This window comes from Streptomyces sp. NPDC096311, assembly GCF_044763085.1.
Taxonomy (GTDB): domain Bacteria; phylum Actinomycetota; class Actinomycetes; order Streptomycetales; family Streptomycetaceae; genus Streptomyces.
In genome coordinates this window covers 1-18,478 of record NZ_JBIWFN010000020.1, presented here as the reverse complement: position 1 = coordinate 18,478, position 18,478 = coordinate 1, and the positions used below count along the sequence as shown (strand labels likewise).

The following is an 18,478-nucleotide window of genomic DNA, read 5'->3' as shown; positions in this document are numbered from 1 at the left end:
TGCTCTCCATCCGTTGCGGCGCTGGGTGGTTTCGGGGCTCGGAAAAATGGCCCACTGGGGTGAGCGGAACCCTCTTGACAATACCTCTGAGGGTAGCTAGGGCGCCCGCCAGGACAAACGTCCTGGTGGGAAGGAGGGAATCGTCGGTGCCCTTCGTCTCATGAAACAATCGGACCGGCTCACACGTACCAGCAGCGAGCAGGAGACACAGCACGATGCGTATCGGAGTTCTCACCGCAGGCGGCGACTGCCCGGGCCTGAACGCCGTGATCCGGTCGGTCGTGCACCGAGCGGTCACCAATTTCGGGGACGAGGTCATCGGCTTCGAGGACGGCTACGCGGGCTTGCTCGACGGCCGCTACCGCACCCTCGACCTCAACGCGGTCAGCGGCATCCTCGCCCGCGGCGGCACGATTCTCGGCTCCTCGCGACTGCAGCGCGACCGGCTCCGCGAGGCCTGCGAGAACGCGCAGGACATGGCCCGCGAGTTCGGCATCGACGTGCTGATCCCGATCGGCGGCGAGGGCACGCTGACGGCCGCCCGGATGCTGTCGGACGCGGGGCTGCCGGTGGTCGGTGTCCCCAAGACGATCGACAACGACATCTCGTCGACCGACCGGACCTTCGGCTTCGACACGGCGGTGGGTGTGGCCACGGAGGCCATGGACCGCCTGAAGACCACGGCCGAGTCCCACCAGCGTGTGATGGTCGTCGAGGTCATGGGCCGGCACGCGGGCTGGATCGCCCTGGAGTCCGGCATGGCGGCCGGCGCGCACGGGATCTGCCTGCCCGAGCGCCCCTTCGACCCGTCCAACGTGATGGCGATGGTCGAGGAGCGCTTCGCCCGCGGCAAGAAGTTCGCGGTCATCTGCGTCGCCGAGGGTGCCCACCCCGTCGAGGGCACCATGGACTACGGCCACGGCGCCATCGACCAGTTCGGCCACGAGCGCTTCCAGGGCATCGGTACGGCGCTGGCGTACGAGCTGGAGCGGCGCCTCGGCAAGGAGGCCAAGCCGGTCATCCTCGGCCATGTGCAGCGGGGCGGCACCCCGACCGCGTACGACCGGGTGCTCGCCACGCGGTTCGGCTGGCACGCGGTGGAGGCCGCGCACCGGGGTGACTTCGGGCGGATGACGGCGCTGCGGGGGACGGACGTGCTGATGGTGCCGCTGGCGCAGGCGGTCACGGAGCTGAAGACGGTGCCGAAGGACCGGATGGACGAGGCGGAGTCGGTGTTCTAGGTCGTACGGGCCGGGTCGCACGGCCTGGAGTCGTGCGAGCTCGGTCCGAGCGGACTCAGTACGTGGTTCTCTGGACCATCGCCCAGAAGTGATCGACGATCCGGTCGAGGAAGTCACGGCCGGAATCGTCGGCGTCGGTGGCTGCCGGTCCGCCGCTCCAGCTGAGCGTGACCACCATCTGCCCCTGGTACTCCGTGTGCATCTCCTGGAGGACGTCCTCCAGGAGGCGTCGGTCCAGCGGGATCATCTTCCCGAGCGGACGGACGTACGCCTGCCAGCGCGTGGTCACCGCGCTGCGCAACAGGTCGGCCAGCTTGCCGTCGCGTCCCGTGACGGTGATGAAGTCCCGCAGCGACAGTTCGAGGGTGTCGGCGAGGGCGACCGACTGCCGGTCGTTGCCGCGCCACTCGTCGGCCTCCTCCATCCGCTGGTAGGCGAGGAGTTCGAGGCCGACGGTACGGGCGACGTCCTCCTGGGCCAGCCCGCGTGACACGCGGTGCTCGCGCAACGTCCGTGGCGCGCCGATGAGTTCACCCGGTGAGCACCACAACACGCCCGCGAGCGCCGTGAGTTCGGGCCCGCCGGGGGTGGTCGTCCCTCTCTCCCAGGCCAGGACGAGGTCGGGAGTGACGTACGGCAGCCCGTAGGAGGCTCTCATCCCGTACGCGACGTGCTCGGGGCCCATGCCGAGGGCAGCCCGCAGTCTGCGGGCGGCCGGAGCGTTGAAGGGCGGGGTGGGCTGCTGGGCCTGCGGTCGCTGCACGCGCACAAAATATGGGGCCGGGGCGGTGGTGACTACGGTCTGTTCGGCCACAATCACGGATCGTACGAACATACGGCTCTGCCCTCACTGCCCCTTGATTCGGTCACCTAGGGTGAAGACATGACGATCGCACCGCGCCTTGAGAAGATCACCCCCGGCAATTTCGACACCGCGATCGGGTTGAAGGTCCGTGCCGATCAGGAGCATTTGGTCGCGCCGGTGGTGAAGTCGCTGGCCGAGGCGTATGTGCATCCTGGTGTCGCCTGGCCCCGCCTCGTCATGGACGGGGAGCGGACCGTCGGGTTCCTGATGGCCTTCTTCGACATCGACTGGGACGGGGGCGAGGCGGGCGCCGACCTCCGCTCCGGGCTGTGGCGGCTGAACATCGCGGCCGGGGAACAGGGCAGGGGGTACGGCCGCTTCGCGGTCGAGGCCGTGGCCGCCGAGATCAGGCGCCGTGGCGGCACCCGTCTCACGGTCACCTGGCACCCCGGCGAGAGCGGCCCGGAGGGCTTCTATCTCGGGCTGGGATTCAAGCCGACCGGAGAGACGAGCGGGGATGAGACGGTGGGGGTGCTGGAGCTTGAGGAGGGAGTGGGCCTCGGCCTCGGCGGGTAGGGCGCCCGGCCGTCACCCCTTGACCGCGCCGCCCAACGCGAACCCCCCGCCCAGTCGCCTGGCCACCAGCACGTACAGCAGGATCACCGGTGTCGAGTAGATGACCGAGAACGCGGCCAGCTGTCCGTAGACCACCGTTCCCCGATTTCCGAAGAAGTCGTTGATGCTCACGGACGCCGGCATCTGGTCCGGTGTCAGCAGGAGCATGAACGGGACGAAGAAGTTCCCCCACATCATCACGAACGAGAAGACCGTCACCACCGCCACCCCCGGACCCATCAGCGGCAGCACGATCCGTACCAGGGACTGGAGCGACGACGCCCCGTCCGTCCACGCCGCCTCCTCCAGTTCCTTCGGCACGCCGTCCATGAAGTTCTTCATCAGCCAGATGGCGAAGGGGAGTTGGGATGCGGCGAAGAAGAAGATCGTGCCCTGCACGGTGTCGATGAGGTTCACCCGTACGAACAACGCGTACACCGGAACCATGATCGCCGTGATCGGCAGGCACGTCGCGAAGAGGATCGTCAGGAGAAAGGGACGGTTCAGTCGCGAGCGGAACCGCGACAGCGGATACGCGGCCAGCGCCGCGCACACCACCGTGAGCAGCGTCCCGCCCCCGCACAGGATCAGGCTGTTGAGCAGCGGTGTGTAGGTGATGTCCGGTTTCAGGACCGCGTCGAAGTTGTCCAGCGTGAGACCGTCCGGGACCTGCACCCTGAGGCCCGCGTGCGGGTCGAGGGCGGACAGGACCACCCAGGCCAGGGGGAGGCTGAAGGCGGCCGCCACCACCAGCAGGCCCGCGTCGGCAGCCAGGCGGCGGCCGCTGCGGCGGGAGCCGAGCGTGCGTGGCATCTCAGACCTCCGTCCGCAGCAGCCGCATGTACACCAGCGAGAACAGCGAGCCGACCACCAGCAGGAGCAGCGCCACCGCGGTGCCGTATCCGATCATGCTCTTCTGGAAGGCCTGCTCGTACATGAAGAGCGGCAGCGTCTGGCTCCTGTTCCCCGGGCCGCCCCTCGTCATCACCCAGATCAGCCCGAACACCGACAGCGTCTGAAGGGTGTTGAGCATCAGGTTCGTGCCGATGGAGCGGCGGATCATCGGCAGCGTGATGTGCCACATACGGCGCCAGCCACCCGCCCCGTCCACCTCCGCCGCCTCGGTGATCTCCTTCGGTATCTCGTTCAGGGCCGCCGAGTACACCAGCATGGAGAAGGCCGTCCCCCGCCAGACGTTCGCGAACGACACCGCCAGGATCGGCAGCGTGAACAGCCAGTTCTGGGTGGGCAGGTGGAGCCAGTCCAGGATCGCGTTCAGCGTGCCTTCCCGTCGGAAGAACGCGTACAGCAGGAACCCCGCCACCACCTCCGGCAGCACCCACGCCGTGACCACGATCCCGCCCACGACCGTCCGCACCGGCTTCGACGCCCGCTGCATCAGCGAAGCCAGCGCCAGGCCCAGCGTGTTCTGGCCGACCAGTGACGACAGGACCGTGAACACCAGCGTCAGCCAGACCGCGTTCAGGAACGCGTCGTCCTTGAACGCCGCCCGGAAGTTCTCGAAGCCGACGAAGGACGAGTGCGCCTGGCCGGTGAGCTGGAGGTCGGTGAAGGCGATGTACGCGCAGTACGCGATCGGGCCCGCCAGGAAGAGGAGCAGGAGGGCGACGGCGGGGGTGACGGGGAGGGCGCGGGTCAGAGTGCGGCGCAGCCTCACTTCCTGATCACCTGGTCGTCGGTGGCCGTCTTCAGCTCCTCGTCGTACCCGCTCGCCGCCTTGTCGACCGAACTGTCACCCGTCGTCACGCCCTCCATGGCCTCCTGGATGGCCGTCGAGACCTTGGGATAGGCCGGGTACGCGGGGCGGTAGTGCGTGCTCGCGACCAGGTCCGTGAAGAACTTGATGCCGGGCTGCGCCTTCACATATCCGGGGTCCGAGGCCACGTCCCCCCGCACCGCGATGCCGGAGTTGGCGATGTACCACTTCTGCGCGTTCGCCTTGGTCTGCATCGTCTCGATGAACTTGAAGGCGAGGTCCGGGTTGGACGCCTTGGCGGGGATCGACCAGGTCCAGCCGCCGGACATGCTCACCTTGCCGGGAGCCTGGCCGGTCTGCGTCGGCATGTACGCGAGTCCGAGTTTCTGCGACCACTCGGGCCACTCGTGCCCCGCGCCCTTCAGCCAGTCCTGCGGCAGCCAGCTGCCGTCCAGGTTGATGCCGAGCTTGCCCTTGGGCATCAGTTCGCCGCGGACCGTCGTGGGGAAGTTCGGGTCCAGGGCGTCCGAGACATCGGGGCCCAGCTTCTCCTTGTAGACCGTGTGCACGAAGGTGAGCGCGTCCTTGAAGGCCTGGCTGCCCGCGATCCACTTCTTCGACGCCGTGTCGTACAGGGGGTCCGACGTGCCGTCACCCGTCCCGTACAGCAGCATCTCGAAGCCCTGCATGGTGGCCGCCTCGCCCGCCGGCTTGCCCGTGTAGACGTTGAGCGGGGTGACGCCGGGGACCTTCGCCTTGATGGTGCGTGCGGCGGCCAGCACCTCGTCCCACGTCTGCGGCTGCCAGTCGGCGGGCAGGCCCGCTTTCTTGAAGATGCCCTTGTCGAACCAGAGGCCCCGGGTGTCCGTGCCGTCCGGGACGCCGTACGTCTTCCCGTCCTGCGCCTTCGCGGCCGACTTCGCCGTGTCGATGAACTGGTTCCAGTCCGGCCACTTGTCGAGGTAGGGGTCCAGGGGCTTCAAGTACCCGCTCGTGATGTCCGAGTTGATGAGGAAGGTGTCCTCGTAGACCAGGTCGGGGGCCGTCTTGGGGGATCTCAGCATCTGCTGGAGCTTGGTGTAGTACTCGGAGTCCGGGGCCTTGATCGGGACGAGTTCGACCTTCTTGCCGGGGTTGGCCTTCTCGAACTCCTTCTTCATCTCCCCCAAGTAGGTGTCCATGACGCGGATCGAGTTGTCCGTGGACTGCTTGAAGGAGATCTTCACGGTGTCCGGATCGCTTCCGGAGCCCGATCCGCAGGCGCTGAGCGCGGTCGCGGTGAGCAGAGTGGCGAGGAGCAGCGGGGCGGCGGTGGGGCGCACGGGCACGACCTCCTACTGGCCGACGTCATTGGTGGCCGAGTTGTCTGCCTGGTGAACGTAAGAGCGTGGACTAGTCCACGTCAATGACCTTGCAGCGGCTCGCGACCTTGCGGCGGCTCACGGAGACGGGGCCGCGTGTGATGTCCCGGTGGGACATAAGTCTCACCAGGTCACATGTCCCGCCGAACGGCTGACGACCCGCGCGTTCAGCCCTTGACCCACCGGTACTGCAACTCCGGCCGCCCCACCTGCCCGTACTGCGGAGCCCGCGCCGCCCGTCCCGCCTCCACCAGGTGCTCCAGATAGCGCCGGGCCGTGATCCGGGAGATGCCGACCGACTCCGCTGCCCCGGCAGCCGTCAGGCCCTCGGCGCTGTCCCGCAGCGTCCGGGTGACCCGTTCCAGTGTCGGCGCGCTGAGGCCCTTGGGGAGGGCGGCCGGGCCGGGGGCGCGCAGGGTGGCCAGGGCGCGGTCCACCTCGTCCTGGCCGCTCGCCTCGCCCACCGCCGCGTGGAACTCGGCGTACCGCACGAGGCGGTCGCGCAGGGTGGCGAAGGTGAAGGGCTTCAGGACGTACTGGACGACCCCGAGCGAGACCCCTTCCCTGACGACCGCGAGGTCCCGCGCGGACGTCACCGCGATCACGTCCGCGTGATAGCCGGCGGCACGCAGGGAGCGGGCGAGCTGGAGTCCGTGCACGTCCGGCAGGTGCAGGTCGAGCAGCAGCAGGTCCACCGGCGTACGGTCCAGCGCGCGCCGCGCCTCCGCGCCCGTGTGCGCCTTGCCGACGGCGGTGAAGCCGGGCACCCGGCCCACGTACATGACGTGCGCGTCGGCGGCGACCGGGTCGTCCTCGACGACGAGGACGCGGATGGGGTCGGCGGTCATGCGTCGCCTCCAGGCAGGGCGTGCTGGGCGGACTCGGGCTCGGCGGTGGCCCCTTCGGTGGTGGCCCTTTCGGCGGTGGCCGGGGCCGGTTCTCCGGCGGCCCCCGGCACGGGTGCGGCAAGGGCGCCCGGGGCCACCGTAGGCAACGGCAGCCGCGCCTCGAACTCCGCCCCGCCCCCGGGCGCCTCCGCCACCGTCAGCGTGCCGTTGTGCCGGCTCACCGCCTGGCGTACGAGGGCCAGCCCGAGGCCCCGGCCGCCGGGCCCCGCCGGTTTGGTGGACCAGCCGCGCTGGAAGACCGCCTCCGCGTGGGCGGGGTCGACTCCCGCGCCCGTGTCGGCGACCCGCAGGACCAGGCCGGAGTCGCCCGTGAAGGCCGTGACGGTCACCCGCGCCCCCACCGTCCCCTGCGCCGCGTCCATCGCGTTGTCGATCAGATTGCCCAGCACGGTGACCAGGTCACGGGCCGGCAGACCGGTCTGGAGCAGCCCGTCGTCGATACCGCTCTCCTGCGACACCACCAGCTCCACGCCCCGCTCGTTCGCCTGGGCCGCCTTGCCCAGCAGCAGGGCGGCGACGACCGGCTCGCTGACCGCCGAGATCACCTCGTCGGTGAGCGTCTGGGCGAGTTCGAGCTCGGCGGTGGCGAACTCGACGGCCTCCTCGGCACGCCCGAGCTCGATCAGCGAGACCACCGTGTGCAGCCGGTTCGCGGCCTCGTGCGCCTGCGAGCGCAACGCCTGGGTGAAGCCGCGCTCGGAGTCCAACTCGCCCATCAGGGACTGGAGTTCGGTCACATCGCGCAGGGTGACCACCGTGCCGCGCTGCTCGCCGCCGGACACCGGGGAGGTGTTCACGACCAGCACGCGCGACGCCGTCAGATGCACCTCGTCCACCCGCGGCGCCGCCGACAGCAGGGCGCCCGTGAGCGGTGCGGGCAGCCCGAGTTCGGCCACGGAGTGTCCGACGACCTCGTCCGTCACCCCCAGCAGCTCCCGCCCGCCGTCGTTCATCAGCGCCACCCTGTACTGCCCGTCCAGCATCAGCAGCCCCTCGCGCACGGCGTGCAGCGCGGCCTGGTGGTAGTCGTGCATCCGGCTCAGCTCGGCCGCGTTCATGCCGTGCGTGGAGCGGCGCAGCCGGGCGTTGATGACGTAGGTGCCGATGCCGCCGAGCACGAGTGCGCTGCCCGCGACGCCGATGAGGGCGGTCACCTGGTCCTGCACGCGCTGGGTGATCGCCTCGACCCTGATGCCCGCGCTGACCAGGCCGACGATGTGGCCGTTGTCCAGGACCGGGGTGACGGCACGGACGGACGCCCCGAGGCTGCCCGTGTACGTCTCCGTGAAGGACTTGCCGTGCAGGGCGGGCCCGATGTGCCCGAGGAAGTGCTTGCCGATCAGCGTCTCGTCGGGGTGGGTCCAGCGGATGCCCTGCGGGTTCATGATCGTCACGAAGTCCACGCCGGTGTCCCGCTGTACCTGGAGCGCGTACGGCTGGAGGTCCTTGGTGGGGTTCGTGGTGCGGATGGCGTCCCGGACGGAGGGTGCGTCGGCGATCGAACGGGCCACGGCCATGGCCTGGCGGCCCGCCGCGTCCTCGGCCTGGCTGCGGTCGCTGACGTAGCTGAACAGCGCGTACCCCGCGACGAGCACCGCGATGAGCACGGCCTGCATGGCGAAGAGCTGGCCGGCCAGGCTGCGGGGTCGCGGGACGGGGAGGAAGCGCATGTCGTTCAGTCTGCCTCTCCATATAAGTGTGAACTAAATGAACGGAAGGGTGACCGCCCTCACAGGGCGGGAGATAGTCACCGCATCCCCCGGAGCGAGCCGCACCCCGGGATCCCCCGAGTGAGCCGTATTCCGGGATCCCGCGGAGCATGCCGCACCCCGGGTTCCGCCGGACGTGAGCCGCACGCCGGATGATGCCGATGACGTCGTCAAGGAGGGCAGCCGTGGCCAGCACCCACACGGCACCTGCCGCACCCGCCGCCAAGCGGGACCGCACCCACTATCTGTACATCGCGGTGATCATCGCGGTTGTGCTCGGCATCGCCGTCGGGTTCGCCGCGCCGGACTTCGCCAAGGAGCTCAAGCCGATCGGCACGGGCTTCGTGAGCCTGATCAAGATGATGATCTCCCCGATCATCTTCTGCACGATCGTGCTCGGCGTCGGCTCGGTACGCAAGGCCGCCAAGGTCGGCAAGGTCGGCGGTCTCGCGCTCGGCTACTTCATCTGCATGTCCTTCGTGGCGCTGGCCATCGGCCTGGTCGTCGGCAACATCATCCACCCGGGCAGCGGGATGCATTTGACCGAGGCCGTGAAGGGCGTCGGGCACACGCAGGCCGAGGCCGCCGCCGAGGGCCCCGTCGACTTCATCCTCGGGATCATCCCGACCACCTTCGTCTCGGCCTTCACCGAGGGCCAGGTGCTCCAGACCCTGCTGATCGCCCTCCTCGTGGGCTTCGCGCTGCAGGCCATGGGCCGTGCGGGGCAGCCGGTGCTGAAGGGTGTCGAGCACATCCAGAAGCTGGTCTTCCGCATCCTGGGCATGATCATGTGGGCCGCGCCCGTCGGTGCCTTCGGTGCCATGGCGGCCGTCATCGGCGAGACCGGCATGGACGCGCTGAAGGCGCTGGGCACGATCATGCTCGGCTTCTACATCACCTGTGCGCTCTTCATCTTCATCGTGCTCGGCACGCTGACGAAGCTCGTCGCCAAGGTCAGCCTCTTCCAGCTGCTGAAGTACCTCGGCCGGGAGTTCCTGCTGATCGTCTCCACCTCGTCGTCCGAGTCCGCGCTGCCGCGGCTCATCGCCAAGATGGAGCACCTGGGTGTCAGCCGCCCGGTCGTCGGCATCACCGTGCCGACCGGCTACTCCTTCAACCTCGACGGCACGATGATCTACCTGACCATGGCGTCGCTGTTCATCGCCGACGCGATGGACCAGCCGATGAGCATCGGCCAGCAGATCGGCCTGCTGCTCTTCATGATGGTCGCCTCGAAGGGCGCGGCGGGTGTCTCCGGCTCCGGTATCGCCGTCCTGGCCAGTGGTCTGCAGTCGCACAAGCCCGCTCTGGTGGACGGTGTCGGCCTGATCATCGGTATCGACCGCTTCATGAGCGAGGCGCGCGCGGTCACCAACTTCGCGGGCAACGCGGTCGCCACGCTGCTCATCGGTACGTGGACCGGTGAGGTCGACAAGGAGCGGGTGAACCGGGTTCTCGCCGGGGAGCTGCCGTTCGACGAGACGACCCTGCTGGACAGCGACGAGGACGAGGTCGTTGCCGCGGAGGTGCCGGAGCAGGGTGGGGAGAAGGAGCTCGCCAAGGCGTAAGCGCCGTTGGGAGCTGCGGATCCGTTGTGGCTGGTCGCGCCCACGCGGCGGAGCCGCATGATGACACAGCCCCGCGCCCCTTCGGGGGCCCCGAGCCGCCGGGCGGCCAGGTTCTCCCCCCGTAGACCTGGCCGCTCGGTGTATGTGCAGGACAAGCTCATTCGCTCAGCTTGGTCACCAGTTCGGTGGCTCTGGAGGCGGGTACGCCCGCCGCGGTCAGCATGGTGATCGCGGCGGAGCGGCCCGCCTCTTCCGGTGCCAGCAGGCCGTCGTTCACCGCCTCCATGAGGGCGAACAGCATCTGCTCGTGCACGTACGCCAGCGCGGGCGCCGGCAGCGGAGACTCGAACACGCCCTGGTCGAGGCCGCGCCGCAGCAGCTCCGTGCAGGCCTCGCGCACCGGCGTGAGCCGCTCGCGGATGCCCTGGACCGTGACGCTGCGCTGGGCGAGGGCGACCAGCAGCCGGTAGCGGTCGGCGATCTCCCAGACGGCGAGCGTCGAGCGGACCAGTGATTCCGCCGGGTCCCGGCCGCTCTCCCGGCCCGCCGCGTGCGCCGCGGCCACCGCCTCCACCGCGCCGTCGGTCAACGTGCTGATCAGCACCTCGCGGCTGGGGAAGTGCCCGTACACCGTGCGCCGTACGACGCCCGCGGCCCGTGCGATCTGGTCCATGGACGCGTCGGGGTCGCGCAGCAGCTCGGCGAGCGCGACGTCGAGGATGCGGCGGCGGTTCGCGTCCGCGCGGCTGGCGCTACCCGTGGTCATGGCTGCCATTCTGCACGCCCCCGGATCCGCGCGAGGTGATCACTCGTGCCCTCCACAAGGGCTCCACCTCCTCCATTTGCACAGTGCTGTGCATAGACGTACATTGCACATGGTTGAGCAATTGCACATCAGTGTGCAAGAGGAACGAGAGAGAGGGCGACCGTAGTCATGCGTCTCGTCATGAACGAACCGGTCGAGGGGATGGACCGGCCCTACGCCCGGCGCTGGTGGGCGCTGCTGGTGCTCTGCCTGAGCCTGCTGATCATCGTGATGGCGAACACCGCCCTCACCGTCGCGGCCCCGGACATGACCCAGGACCTGGGCCTGTCCAGCGCGGACCTGCAGTGGGTCATCGACGGCTACACCGTCCCGTACGCCGCGCTGATGCTGCTGCTCGGCGCGATCGGCGACAAGTACAGCCGCCGCGGGGCGCTCATCCTGGGGCTCGTCGTGTTCGGCGGGGGCGCGGTCGCGGGCTCGCTCGTCGACAGCTCCACCGGGGTCATCGCGGCCCGTGCCGTGATGGGCGTCGGCGCCGCCCTGATCATGCCCGCGACGCTCTCCCTGCTCGCCGCGACCTTCCCGCGCGAGGAGCGGGCGAAGGCGATCACCCTGTGGACCGCCACCGCCGGACTCGCCATCGCGGCCGGGCCCCTGGTCGCCGGTGCGCTGCTGGAGCACCACGGCTGGTCGTCCACGTTCCTGATCAACGTCCCCATCGCCGCGCTCGCGATCGTCGGCGCCCTCGTCCTCGTACCGCCGTCCCGGGCCGCGCACCACCACCGCATCGACCATGTCGGCGGCCTGCTCTCCGTGGTCTGGATCGGCTCACTGGTCTACATGATCATCGAGGGGCCGCACTTCGGATGGGGCGTCAAAGCCGTGACCGCCGCGGTCGTCGCGGGTGCCGGCCTGGTGGCCTTCGTGGTGTGGGAACTGCGCCACCCGCGCCCGGTCGTCGACGTACGCCGCTTCGCCCACCGCCGGTTCGCGGGCTCCAACCTCGCCGTCGCCCTCTTCTTCCTGGCCGTCTTCGGCGCCTTCTACTACCTCACCCAGCACCTCCAGTTCGTCCTCGGCTACGACGCGCTGGACACCGGGGTGCGGATGCTGCCGCTCGCCGGGGCCGTGTTCGTCGGCTCGGCGCTCACCGGCTACCTCACCCCGCGCATCGGCATGAAGATCACGGTGACCGCGGGCATGGTCGGCGGCACGGCGGCGCTCGCGCTGCTCACCCGGGTCGACGCGGCATCCTCCTACGGCGATCTCGTGCTGCCCCTCACCCTCCTGGGTCTGGCGATCGGGCTCGCGCTCTCGCCCTGCACGGACGCCATCATGGGCGCGTTCCCCGAGGCCGAACTCGGCGTCGGCGGAGCCGTCAACGACACCTCGCTCGAGCTCGGTGGCTCGCTCGGCATCGCGATCCTCGGTTCCGTGCTGGCGAGTTCGTACTCCGCGCACCTCTCGGACGCCACCGCGGGCAGCAAGCTCCCGGCGGGCGCCCTGTCCACGGCGCAGGACTCGGTCGGCGCGGGCTACGCGGTCGCTCAGGGCATCGGTGACAAGGCCCGGCAACTCGGCGAGCAGGCCGCGCGGGCGGGCCACGCCGGGAACGCCGAGAAGGCCGCGCAGCTGAAGGCACAGGCCGACCAGCTCGCCCACGGGGCGCAGCGGATGGCGGACGCCGTCGGTTCGTCCTTCTCGGACGCGGTGGCGCACACCAGCCTGATCGGTGCGGTGATCCTGGGCGTGGGCACCGTGCTGGTCGCCGTCCTGCTGCCCCGGAAGGGGGGCGCGCACCCGGAGGGGGCCCCGGAGCAGGCGGCGGAGGAACAGCCGGAACTCACCGGCGCGGCGACGCGCTGAGCCCACCCCCGCCCGCCTCGGAACCGTGACCGTCGGGCCGCCGTCTCGTAGAACATGCACTACCGTGCCGTGCCGGACTGACCGGCACGGCACGGCATGTTCTGCGGAGGACACGGAGTATGAAGATCGACTGGGACCGGCGGACGTGCGCGCGCAAAGGTCATGTGACGTACGCGCCCGGCGAGCCGGAACTGCGCCGGCGGCTGCGCGCCGAGACGAGCCTCGGCGAGGCCTGGCGCTGTCTGCGCTGCGGCGACTTCGTGCTGGGCGAACCACATGGCTCGGGCCCCGCCGAGGAAGCTCCTCTGGTGCCGCGCGGCAAGGTGCTGCGCGATCTGTTCATCCTGCGCTTCCTGGCGATCGAACGGGCCGTGCGCGGGGTGTTCATCGTGCTCGTGGCCGTAGCGGTATGGAAATTCAGCAACAGCCAGGACGCGGTCCGCCGTCTCTTCAACGAGTACCTCAATGTCTTCCGGCCGGTGTTCAGGCATTTCCACTACGACCTCGACCACTCGCCCGTGGTCGGCTCCGTCCAGAAGACGTTCGGCTACAAGCACTCGACGCTCGTTCTCGTCGCCGTATTGCTCCTCGCGTACGCGCTGATCGAGCTCGTCGAGGCGGGTGGCCTCTGGTACGCCAAGCGCTGGGCGGAGTATCTGACGGTGGTCGCCACCGCCGCCTTCCTGCCCCTGGAGATCTACGAACTCACCGAGCACGTCAGCTACCTGAAGATCGCCACCCTGGTCCTCAACATCCTCGCCGTCCTCTACATCGCCCTCGCCAAACGCCTCTTCGGGCTGCGCGGCGGACGCAAGGCGTTCGAGGAGGAGCGGCACAGCGCGTCGCTGCTGGAGGTCGAGGAGTCGGCGGGCATGGCCGCGCACGCCTGACGCCCCGCACGGCGTCAGCGCCCGCGGCTACGGGCGGTCGGAGCCCAGGGTCTCGGCCACGGCGCGCGGCAGCCACGCCCGTGCGTCGCCGAAGGTGAACCCGAGCAGGGCGGCCCGGGAGTTGTCCATGCCGTAGGAACGGCTGAAGGAGAAGGGGGAGAGCGCGCCGACCTCGACGGGCCGCAGGAGGGTCTTGCCGTCCGGGAGGTGCGCGGCGATCGCCTCACACAGCTCCCGCGTGGTCAGCGGCCCGTGGGAGGCCGCGTTGACCGGGCCCGTGAAGTCCTCGCCCGCCGCCCAGAACAGGAAGTCGGCGATCTCCTCGACGTGGATGTACGTCGCCGGGCGGTTCACGGGCGGTACGGCGATCGCCTCGCCCGTGCGGATGCGCTCCGCGTAGTGCTGGAGGCGGCCGGTGAAGTCGTCGTCCCCGCCCAGGACGTGGGCCACCCGGACGGCCGTGTACGGGAACGCGGGGTCGGCCGCGAACACCGCCTCGGCCTGGCGCTTGCCCTCCCCGTAGTGGCCCTCGAGGAACTCCGGCTCGTCCCAGGGGAGTCCGAGGTCGACGGGCACGGTACGGGGGTCCACAGCGTCCTCCCGTACGAGATCCGCCGAGTCCTCGTACTCGTACACCTCGACGGTGGAGGTCATGACGTACCGCCGGGTGCGTCCCGCGAAGATCCGTCGGGCGATCTCCGCCTGCCGCGGTGTGTAGCAGACCTGGTCGACCACGACATCGAAGGTGCGTGAACCCAGCGCCTTCTCCAGGGAATTCCCGTCATTGCGGTCCGCGACGAGATGGACCGCCCCGGCGGGCGGTGCGCAGGAACCGCGATTGATGACGGTGACGTGGTCTCCGGCGGCCAGCAGTCGGGCAATCAGCCGCTTTCCGAAATAGCGGTTTCCGCCAATGACACCTATCTCGCGTATCTCGCGCACGGCGTTCCTCCCCCTCGCACTTCCCGCACCCACCGGGCCTCTGTGGTCATAATTCTCCCGGCGTACGCGCCACGTCTGAAGGGGGAGACATGGGAGATCCGACCGCTGCACCGAAGGAACCACGGCAACCGCGCGCCACCGCCGACGAAACATCGGCGGCCTTCGACGCGGTGGACCGGCAGATCCTGGAACTGCTGCAGAGCGACGGCCGGATCAGGCTCAGCGAGCTGGGTCGGCGCGTCCGGCTGAGCCCGGCGGCCGTCGCCGAACGCGTGCGCCGGCTGGAGTCCACGGGAGCCGTCACCGGTTACGGCGCCCATGTCTCACCGCCCCTCCTCGGCTACGGCATCCAGGCCTTCGTCCGCGTCGACCCGCACGGCGGCTACACCCTGCGCCACCCCAGGACCCTGGAGCTGATCTCCCGCCCGGAGATCATCGAGGTCCACCACGTCGTCGGCGAGGACTGCTGGATCCTCAAGGTCGCCGTCGCGGACACACTCCACCTGGAGGACGTCCTGGAACAGACCTCCGCACTGGGGCGCACGACGACCTCGATCGTCCTGTCCTCACCGGTGCCGCGTAAGCCACTGCTGCCCTTGCGTTGACGTCGGGGTCAAGGAATACCGTCGGGGCATGCGAATCGGCGAGCTGGCGGCGCGGGCCGGGACCACCACGCGGACTCTTCGGTACTACGAGTCGCGGGGGCTGCTGCCCGCGCGACGGGGCGAGAACGGGTACCGGACGTACGACGAGCACGACCTGCGGCTGCTGCGGCAGATCAGGACGCTGCAGGACTTCGGGTTCGACCTGGAGGAGACCCGGCCCTTCGTGGAGTGTCTGCGGGCGGGGCACCCGGAGGGCGACTCCTGTCCGGCCTCGCTCGCGGTCTACCGGCGCAAGCTGGGCGAGCTCGACTCGCTGATCGACGAGTTGCAGGCCGTACGGGCCGAGGTCGGCGCGCAGCTGGCGCGGGCCGAGCGGGCGCGTGACGAGCTGGCGGCCGAGGCGGAGGTTCCGGGCGGCCCGGAACCCGTATGCGAACTGGAAGGGCGGACACGGTGATCAAGGTGGCAGGCGTGGCTTCGGTGACGGACGCGGACTTCGAGACGGAGGTGATCGGCGCCGAGCTCCCGGTGCTGGTGGAGTTCACGGCCGACTGGTGCCCGCCGTGCCGGCAGATGGGGCCGGTGCTCAGTGCCCTGGCGGCCGAGGAGGGCGAGCGGCTCAAGGTGGTCCAGCTGGACGTGGACACCAACCCGCTGACGACGAACGCCTACCGGGTGCTGTCGATGCCCACGTTCATGGTGTTCCGCGGTGGCGAGCCGGTGAAGTCGATGGTGGGCGCCCGGCCGAAGCGCCGGCTGCTGGAGGAGCTGTCCGACGTGCTCTGACCCTCCGGCGTGCTCCGGCCTCGCCGATATACAGCAGAACTACAAGAAATCCCCCGAGCAATTGCGCTCGGGGGATTTCCCTGCGTATATTGAATGATTCGCGACTTCAGAAGAATTGAGTCGCGGAGAAGTTCACTGGGCACAGTATATCCGGCCGGGAGCGGAATTGTCAAACAGGGGCGCAAACGCAGAGGGCACCACAGGATTTCCCGACGATGAATTGCTGCACGAGCAGGAATTCATCGACGGGTTGTACGCACGCGTGGACGTGCTGCGGGGCGACACCGAGGCCTCCGTCGGCGACGCGCTCGCGCAGGGCAACACACCCATGCAGGCCAGGCTCGAACGGGACGTGCTGGTCGCCGAGCGCTCGGGCCTGCTGGCCGCGCTGAACGCCGTGGACGGCTCGCTCTGCTTCGGCCGGATCGACCTCACCTCCGGCGTCAGCCATCACATCGGCCGTATCGGCGTCCGCGCCGACGACACCGAGCACACCCCCATCCTCATCGACTGGCGGGCCCCGGTCGCCCGCCCCTTCTACCTCGCCACCGGCCACACGCCGATGGACCTGCGCCGCCGCCGGCACATCACCACCGACGGCCGCCGGGTGACCGACCTGCACGACGAGATCCTCGACCTCGGTGACCACGAACGCACCGGCCACGAGGACCCGACCGGCGACGCCGTACTGCTGGCCGCGCTGAACTCGGCGCGCACCGGCCGCATGAGCGACATCGTGCAGACCATCCAGGCCGAACAGGACCGGATCATCCGCGCCCCGCACAAGGGCGTGCTGGTCGTCGAGGGCGGCCCCGGCACCGGAAAGACGGCCGTGGCGCTGCACAGGGCCGCGTACCTGTTGTACGAGTACCGGGAACTGCTGGCGAAGCGCGCCGTCCTGATCGTCGGACCGAACCCCGCCTTCCTCGGCTACATCGGCGAGGTACTGCCCTCGCTCGGCGAGACGGGCGTGCTGCTCGCGACCGTCGGCGAACTGTTCCCCGGCGTCCGGGCGACCGCCACCGACGCCCCGCGGGCCGCCGCCGTGAAGGGCCGTGCCGACATGGCCGAGGTGCTCGCCGCGGTGGTCCACAGCCGCCAGGCGCTACCCGACCCGGTCATCGCGATCGAGCACGACCGGGACATCCTGATGCTCGACGCCGGGCTCGTCCAGGTCGCCCGCGAGCGCACCCGCGAGGCGCGGCTGCCGCACAACGTGGCCCGCGAGTACTTCGAGGGCCACATCCTCAACACGCTCACCGACATGCTGGCCGAGCGCATCGGCACCGACCCCTTCGACGGTTCGAACCTGCTCGACCCGAGCGACATCACCCAGATCCGCGACGACCTCGCCGAGAACCCCGAGGTCTGGTCGGCCATCGACCAGCTGTGGCCGCGGCTGACCCCGCAGCGCCTGGTCGCCGACTTCCTCGCGGACCCCGAGGGATACGTCCCGGACGAGGACGCGGCCGCGATCCGCCGCCCGGTCACCCGGGCCTGGACCACCGCCGACGTCCCCCTCCTCGACGAGGCCGCCGAACTGCTCGGCGAGGACGACCGCGTGGCCCGCGCCCTCGCCGACCAGGAACGCCGCGCCCAGGTGGCGTACGCGCAGGGCGTGCTGGACGTGTCCTACGCCTCCCGCACCTACGAGTTCGAGGACAAGGACGAGGAGGACTCCGAGGTCCTGTCCGCGCACAACATCATCGACGCCGAGCGGATGGCCGAGCGGCACGAGGAGGATGATCACCGCAGTGCCGCCGAACGCGCGGCGGCCGACCGGACCTGGGCGTTCGGCCACATCATCGTCGACGAGGCGCAGGAGCTCTCGCCGATGGCCTGGCGCCTGCTGATGCGACGCAGCCCGACCCGCTCGATGACCCTGGTCGGCGACCCCGCGCAGACCGCGGAAGCGGCCGGAGTGGGCTCCTGGTCGGAGATCCTCAGCCCCTATGTCGAGGACCGCTGGGAGCACAAGCGCCTCGCCGTCAACTACCGCACCCCGTCCGAGATCATGGACGTGGCGGCGGGCGTACTGCGCGCGCGGCACCCGGACTTCGCGCCGCCGCGTTCGGTGCGCTCGACGGGCGTACGGCCGTGGGCGCGCGCCGCCGGGGACGACCTGCCCGGCACCGTCGCGAAGGCCGTCGCAGAACTGACCCCCGCCGAGGGACGGCTCGCGGTGATCGCGCCCCGCGAACTGCACACCTCGCTCGCGGCCCGGCTGGAGGACGTGACGGCGGGGGAGGAGCCCGACCTGACCCGGACGGTCGTCCTCCTCGACCCCCGGCAGGCCAAGGGGCTGGAATTCGACTCCGTCCTCGTGGTCGAACCGGCGCGGTACGGCACGAGCGACCTGTACGTGGCGCTGACGCGGGCGACGCAGGCGCTCGGGATCGTGTACGAGGGCGAGCTGCCTCAGGCGCTGCGGGCGGCGACGGTCTGACCACCGGGCGGGGCGAGGAGTTCACGCTCCTGCGCCCCGCCCTCGTCGTGGCCGCTGAAGGCGTCAGGCGGGGCGCAGCCAGATCGTGGCCAGGGGAGGCAGGGTCAGGCGGAGGCTGGTGGGGTGGGCGTGGGCGGGGTGGGGCTCGGGTTTGACGGGGTGGGGGTTGTGGATGTTGCTGCCGCCGTAGCGGGCGGCGTCGGTGTTGAGGACTTCGTGCCAGGCGGGGATGTCTTCGGGGATGCCGAGGCGG

Annotated in this window: 18 protein-coding genes; 9 read left to right on the top strand and 9 right to left on the bottom strand. The window is 69.9% G+C overall.

Going from position 1 to position 18,478, the window contains the following annotated elements:
• The first annotated feature begins 215 nt into the window (after nt 1-215).
• Nucleotides 216-1,241: an ATP-dependent 6-phosphofructokinase gene (locus tag ACIRA5_RS39440; protein ID WP_403699310.1), complete on the top strand. Its 1,026-nt coding sequence runs from the start codon at nt 216-218 to the stop codon at nt 1,239-1,241.
• Between the two features lie 55 nt (nt 1,242-1,296).
• On the opposite strand, the gene ACIRA5_RS39435 is transcribed toward ACIRA5_RS39440, so the two are convergent.
• Nucleotides 1,297-1,926, bottom strand: coding sequence for an XRE family transcriptional regulator (locus tag ACIRA5_RS39435; protein ID WP_403699633.1), 630 nt, complete (start codon nt 1,924-1,926; stop codon nt 1,297-1,299).
• A 198-nt stretch (nt 1,927-2,124) separates the two neighbouring features.
• Here ACIRA5_RS39435 and ACIRA5_RS39430 point away from each other — a divergent pair, with 198 nt between their 5' ends.
• Nucleotides 2,125-2,622, top strand: coding sequence for a GNAT family N-acetyltransferase (locus ACIRA5_RS39430; RefSeq protein ID WP_403699308.1), 498 nt, complete (start codon nt 2,125-2,127; stop codon nt 2,620-2,622).
• A gap of 12 nt (nt 2,623-2,634) precedes the next feature.
• On the opposite strand, the gene ACIRA5_RS39425 is transcribed toward ACIRA5_RS39430, so the two are convergent.
• The 5 genes from ACIRA5_RS39425 to ACIRA5_RS39405 all read right to left on the bottom strand — a co-directional run bounded on the left by ACIRA5_RS39425 (nt 2,635) and on the right by ACIRA5_RS39405 (nt 8,317).
• On the bottom strand, nt 2,635-3,474 hold the full coding sequence (locus tag ACIRA5_RS39425; protein WP_403699306.1) for a carbohydrate ABC transporter permease: 840 nt from the start codon (nt 3,472-3,474) through the stop codon (nt 2,635-2,637).
• 1 nt (nt 3,475) lies between these two features.
• Entirely contained in the window at nt 3,476-4,339 is an 864-nt protein-coding gene (locus ACIRA5_RS39420; RefSeq protein ID WP_352051527.1) for a sugar ABC transporter permease, read from the bottom strand.
• Nucleotides 4,336-5,706, bottom strand: coding sequence for an extracellular solute-binding protein (locus ACIRA5_RS39415; RefSeq protein ID WP_403699304.1), 1,371 nt, complete (start codon nt 5,704-5,706; stop codon nt 4,336-4,338). The genes ACIRA5_RS39420 and ACIRA5_RS39415 overlap by 4 nt, the downstream gene beginning before the upstream one ends.
• Before the next feature lie 200 nt (nt 5,707-5,906).
• Entirely contained in the window at nt 5,907-6,587 is a 681-nt protein-coding gene (locus tag ACIRA5_RS39410) for a response regulator (protein WP_403699303.1), read from the bottom strand.
• Complete coding sequence (locus ACIRA5_RS39405; protein ID WP_403699301.1) at nt 6,584-8,317, bottom strand: ATP-binding protein; 1,734 nt, start codon at nt 8,315-8,317, stop codon at nt 6,584-6,586. Before ACIRA5_RS39405 ends, ACIRA5_RS39410 begins: the two co-directional genes overlap by 4 nt.
• Nucleotides 8,318-8,508: 191 nt before the next feature.
• Here ACIRA5_RS39405 and ACIRA5_RS39400 point away from each other — a divergent pair, with 191 nt between their 5' ends.
• The gene (locus tag ACIRA5_RS39400) at nt 8,509-9,924 is read left to right on the top strand and encodes a cation:dicarboxylate symporter family transporter (RefSeq protein WP_403699300.1); all 1,416 of its coding nucleotides are present in this window, start codon (nt 8,509-8,511) and stop codon (nt 9,922-9,924) included.
• A gap of 157 nt (nt 9,925-10,081) precedes the next feature.
• Here the strand turns inward: ACIRA5_RS39400 and ACIRA5_RS39395 are convergent, their stop codons facing one another.
• On the bottom strand, nt 10,082-10,699 hold the full coding sequence (locus ACIRA5_RS39395) for a TetR/AcrR family transcriptional regulator (protein ID WP_403699298.1): 618 nt from the start codon (nt 10,697-10,699) through the stop codon (nt 10,082-10,084).
• 159 nt (nt 10,700-10,858) lie between these two features.
• Between ACIRA5_RS39395 and ACIRA5_RS39390 the strand changes: the two genes are divergently transcribed.
• Entirely contained in the window at nt 10,859-12,556 is a 1,698-nt protein-coding gene (locus ACIRA5_RS39390; protein ID WP_403699296.1) for an MFS transporter, read from the top strand.
• 119 nt (nt 12,557-12,675) lie between these two features.
• A complete protein-coding gene (locus ACIRA5_RS39385) occupies nt 12,676-13,446 on the top strand; it encodes a DUF2127 domain-containing protein (RefSeq protein ID WP_403699294.1) in 771 nt (256 codons plus the stop codon).
• Between the two features lie 27 nt (nt 13,447-13,473).
• Here ACIRA5_RS39385 and ACIRA5_RS39380 read toward each other — a convergent pair whose 3' ends face one another.
• Entirely contained in the window at nt 13,474-14,379 is a 906-nt protein-coding gene (locus ACIRA5_RS39380; protein WP_403699630.1) for an NAD-dependent epimerase/dehydratase family protein, read from the bottom strand.
• Nucleotides 14,380-14,477: 98 nt separating this feature from the next.
• Here ACIRA5_RS39380 and ACIRA5_RS39375 point away from each other — a divergent pair, with 98 nt between their 5' ends.
• The 4 genes from ACIRA5_RS39375 (at nt 14,478) to ACIRA5_RS39360 (ending at nt 18,225) form a co-directional block, all read left to right on the top strand.
• Nucleotides 14,478-14,993, top strand: a complete 516-nt coding sequence (locus ACIRA5_RS39375; RefSeq protein WP_403699292.1) for an Lrp/AsnC family transcriptional regulator — start codon at nt 14,478-14,480, stop codon at nt 14,991-14,993.
• A 28-nt stretch (nt 14,994-15,021) separates the two neighbouring features.
• Nucleotides 15,022-15,450 carry a MerR family transcriptional regulator gene (locus tag ACIRA5_RS39370; RefSeq protein WP_054233164.1) on the top strand — a complete coding sequence of 143 codons (429 nt, stop codon included), beginning with the start codon at nt 15,022-15,024 and terminating at the stop codon, nt 15,448-15,450.
• A gap of 14 nt (nt 15,451-15,464) precedes the next feature.
• The gene (locus ACIRA5_RS39365; RefSeq protein ID WP_095857766.1) at nt 15,465-15,779 is read left to right on the top strand and encodes a co-chaperone YbbN; all 315 of its coding nucleotides are present in this window, start codon (nt 15,465-15,467) and stop codon (nt 15,777-15,779) included.
• A gap of 148 nt (nt 15,780-15,927) precedes the next feature.
• Nucleotides 15,928-18,225 (top strand): HelD family protein, encoded by a 2,298-nt coding sequence (locus tag ACIRA5_RS39360; protein ID WP_403699627.1) that lies wholly within the window; start codon nt 15,928-15,930, stop codon nt 18,223-18,225.
• Between the two features lie 63 nt (nt 18,226-18,288).
• Here the strand turns inward: ACIRA5_RS39360 and ACIRA5_RS39355 are convergent.
• Nucleotides 18,289-18,478: alpha amylase C-terminal domain-containing protein (locus ACIRA5_RS39355; RefSeq protein ID WP_403699290.1), on the bottom strand; the 190-nt coding region annotated here is incomplete at its 5' end.

Coding starts and splice junctions, on each gene's coding strand:
- ACIRA5_RS39400 (WP_403699300.1), top strand. CDS start 8,509: ATGATGCCGATGACGTCGTCAAGGAGGGCAGCCGTGGCCAGCACCCAC.
- ACIRA5_RS39405 (WP_403699301.1), bottom strand. CDS start 8,317: ATGCGCTTCCTCCCCGTCCCGCGACCCCGCAGCCTGGCCGGCCAGCTC.
- ACIRA5_RS39435 (WP_403699633.1), bottom strand. CDS start 1,926: ATGGGCCCCGAGCACGTCGCGTACGGGATGAGAGCCTCCTACGGGCTG.
- ACIRA5_RS39425 (WP_403699306.1), bottom strand. CDS start 3,474: ATGCCACGCACGCTCGGCTCCCGCCGCAGCGGCCGCCGCCTGGCTGCC.
- ACIRA5_RS39440 (WP_403699310.1), top strand. CDS start 216: ATGCGTATCGGAGTTCTCACCGCAGGCGGCGACTGCCCGGGCCTGAAC.
- ACIRA5_RS39430 (WP_403699308.1), top strand. CDS start 2,125: ATGACGATCGCACCGCGCCTTGAGAAGATCACCCCCGGCAATTTCGAC.
- ACIRA5_RS39375 (WP_403699292.1), top strand. CDS start 14,478: ATGGGAGATCCGACCGCTGCACCGAAGGAACCACGGCAACCGCGCGCC.
- ACIRA5_RS39385 (WP_403699294.1), top strand. CDS start 12,676: ATGAAGATCGACTGGGACCGGCGGACGTGCGCGCGCAAAGGTCATGTG.
- ACIRA5_RS39410 (WP_403699303.1), bottom strand. CDS start 6,587: ATGACCGCCGACCCCATCCGCGTCCTCGTCGTCGAGGACGACCCGGTC.
- ACIRA5_RS39370 (WP_054233164.1), top strand. CDS start 15,022: ATGCGAATCGGCGAGCTGGCGGCGCGGGCCGGGACCACCACGCGGACT.
- ACIRA5_RS39395 (WP_403699298.1), bottom strand. CDS start 10,699: ATGGCAGCCATGACCACGGGTAGCGCCAGCCGCGCGGACGCGAACCGC.
- ACIRA5_RS39390 (WP_403699296.1), top strand. CDS start 10,859: ATGCGTCTCGTCATGAACGAACCGGTCGAGGGGATGGACCGGCCCTAC.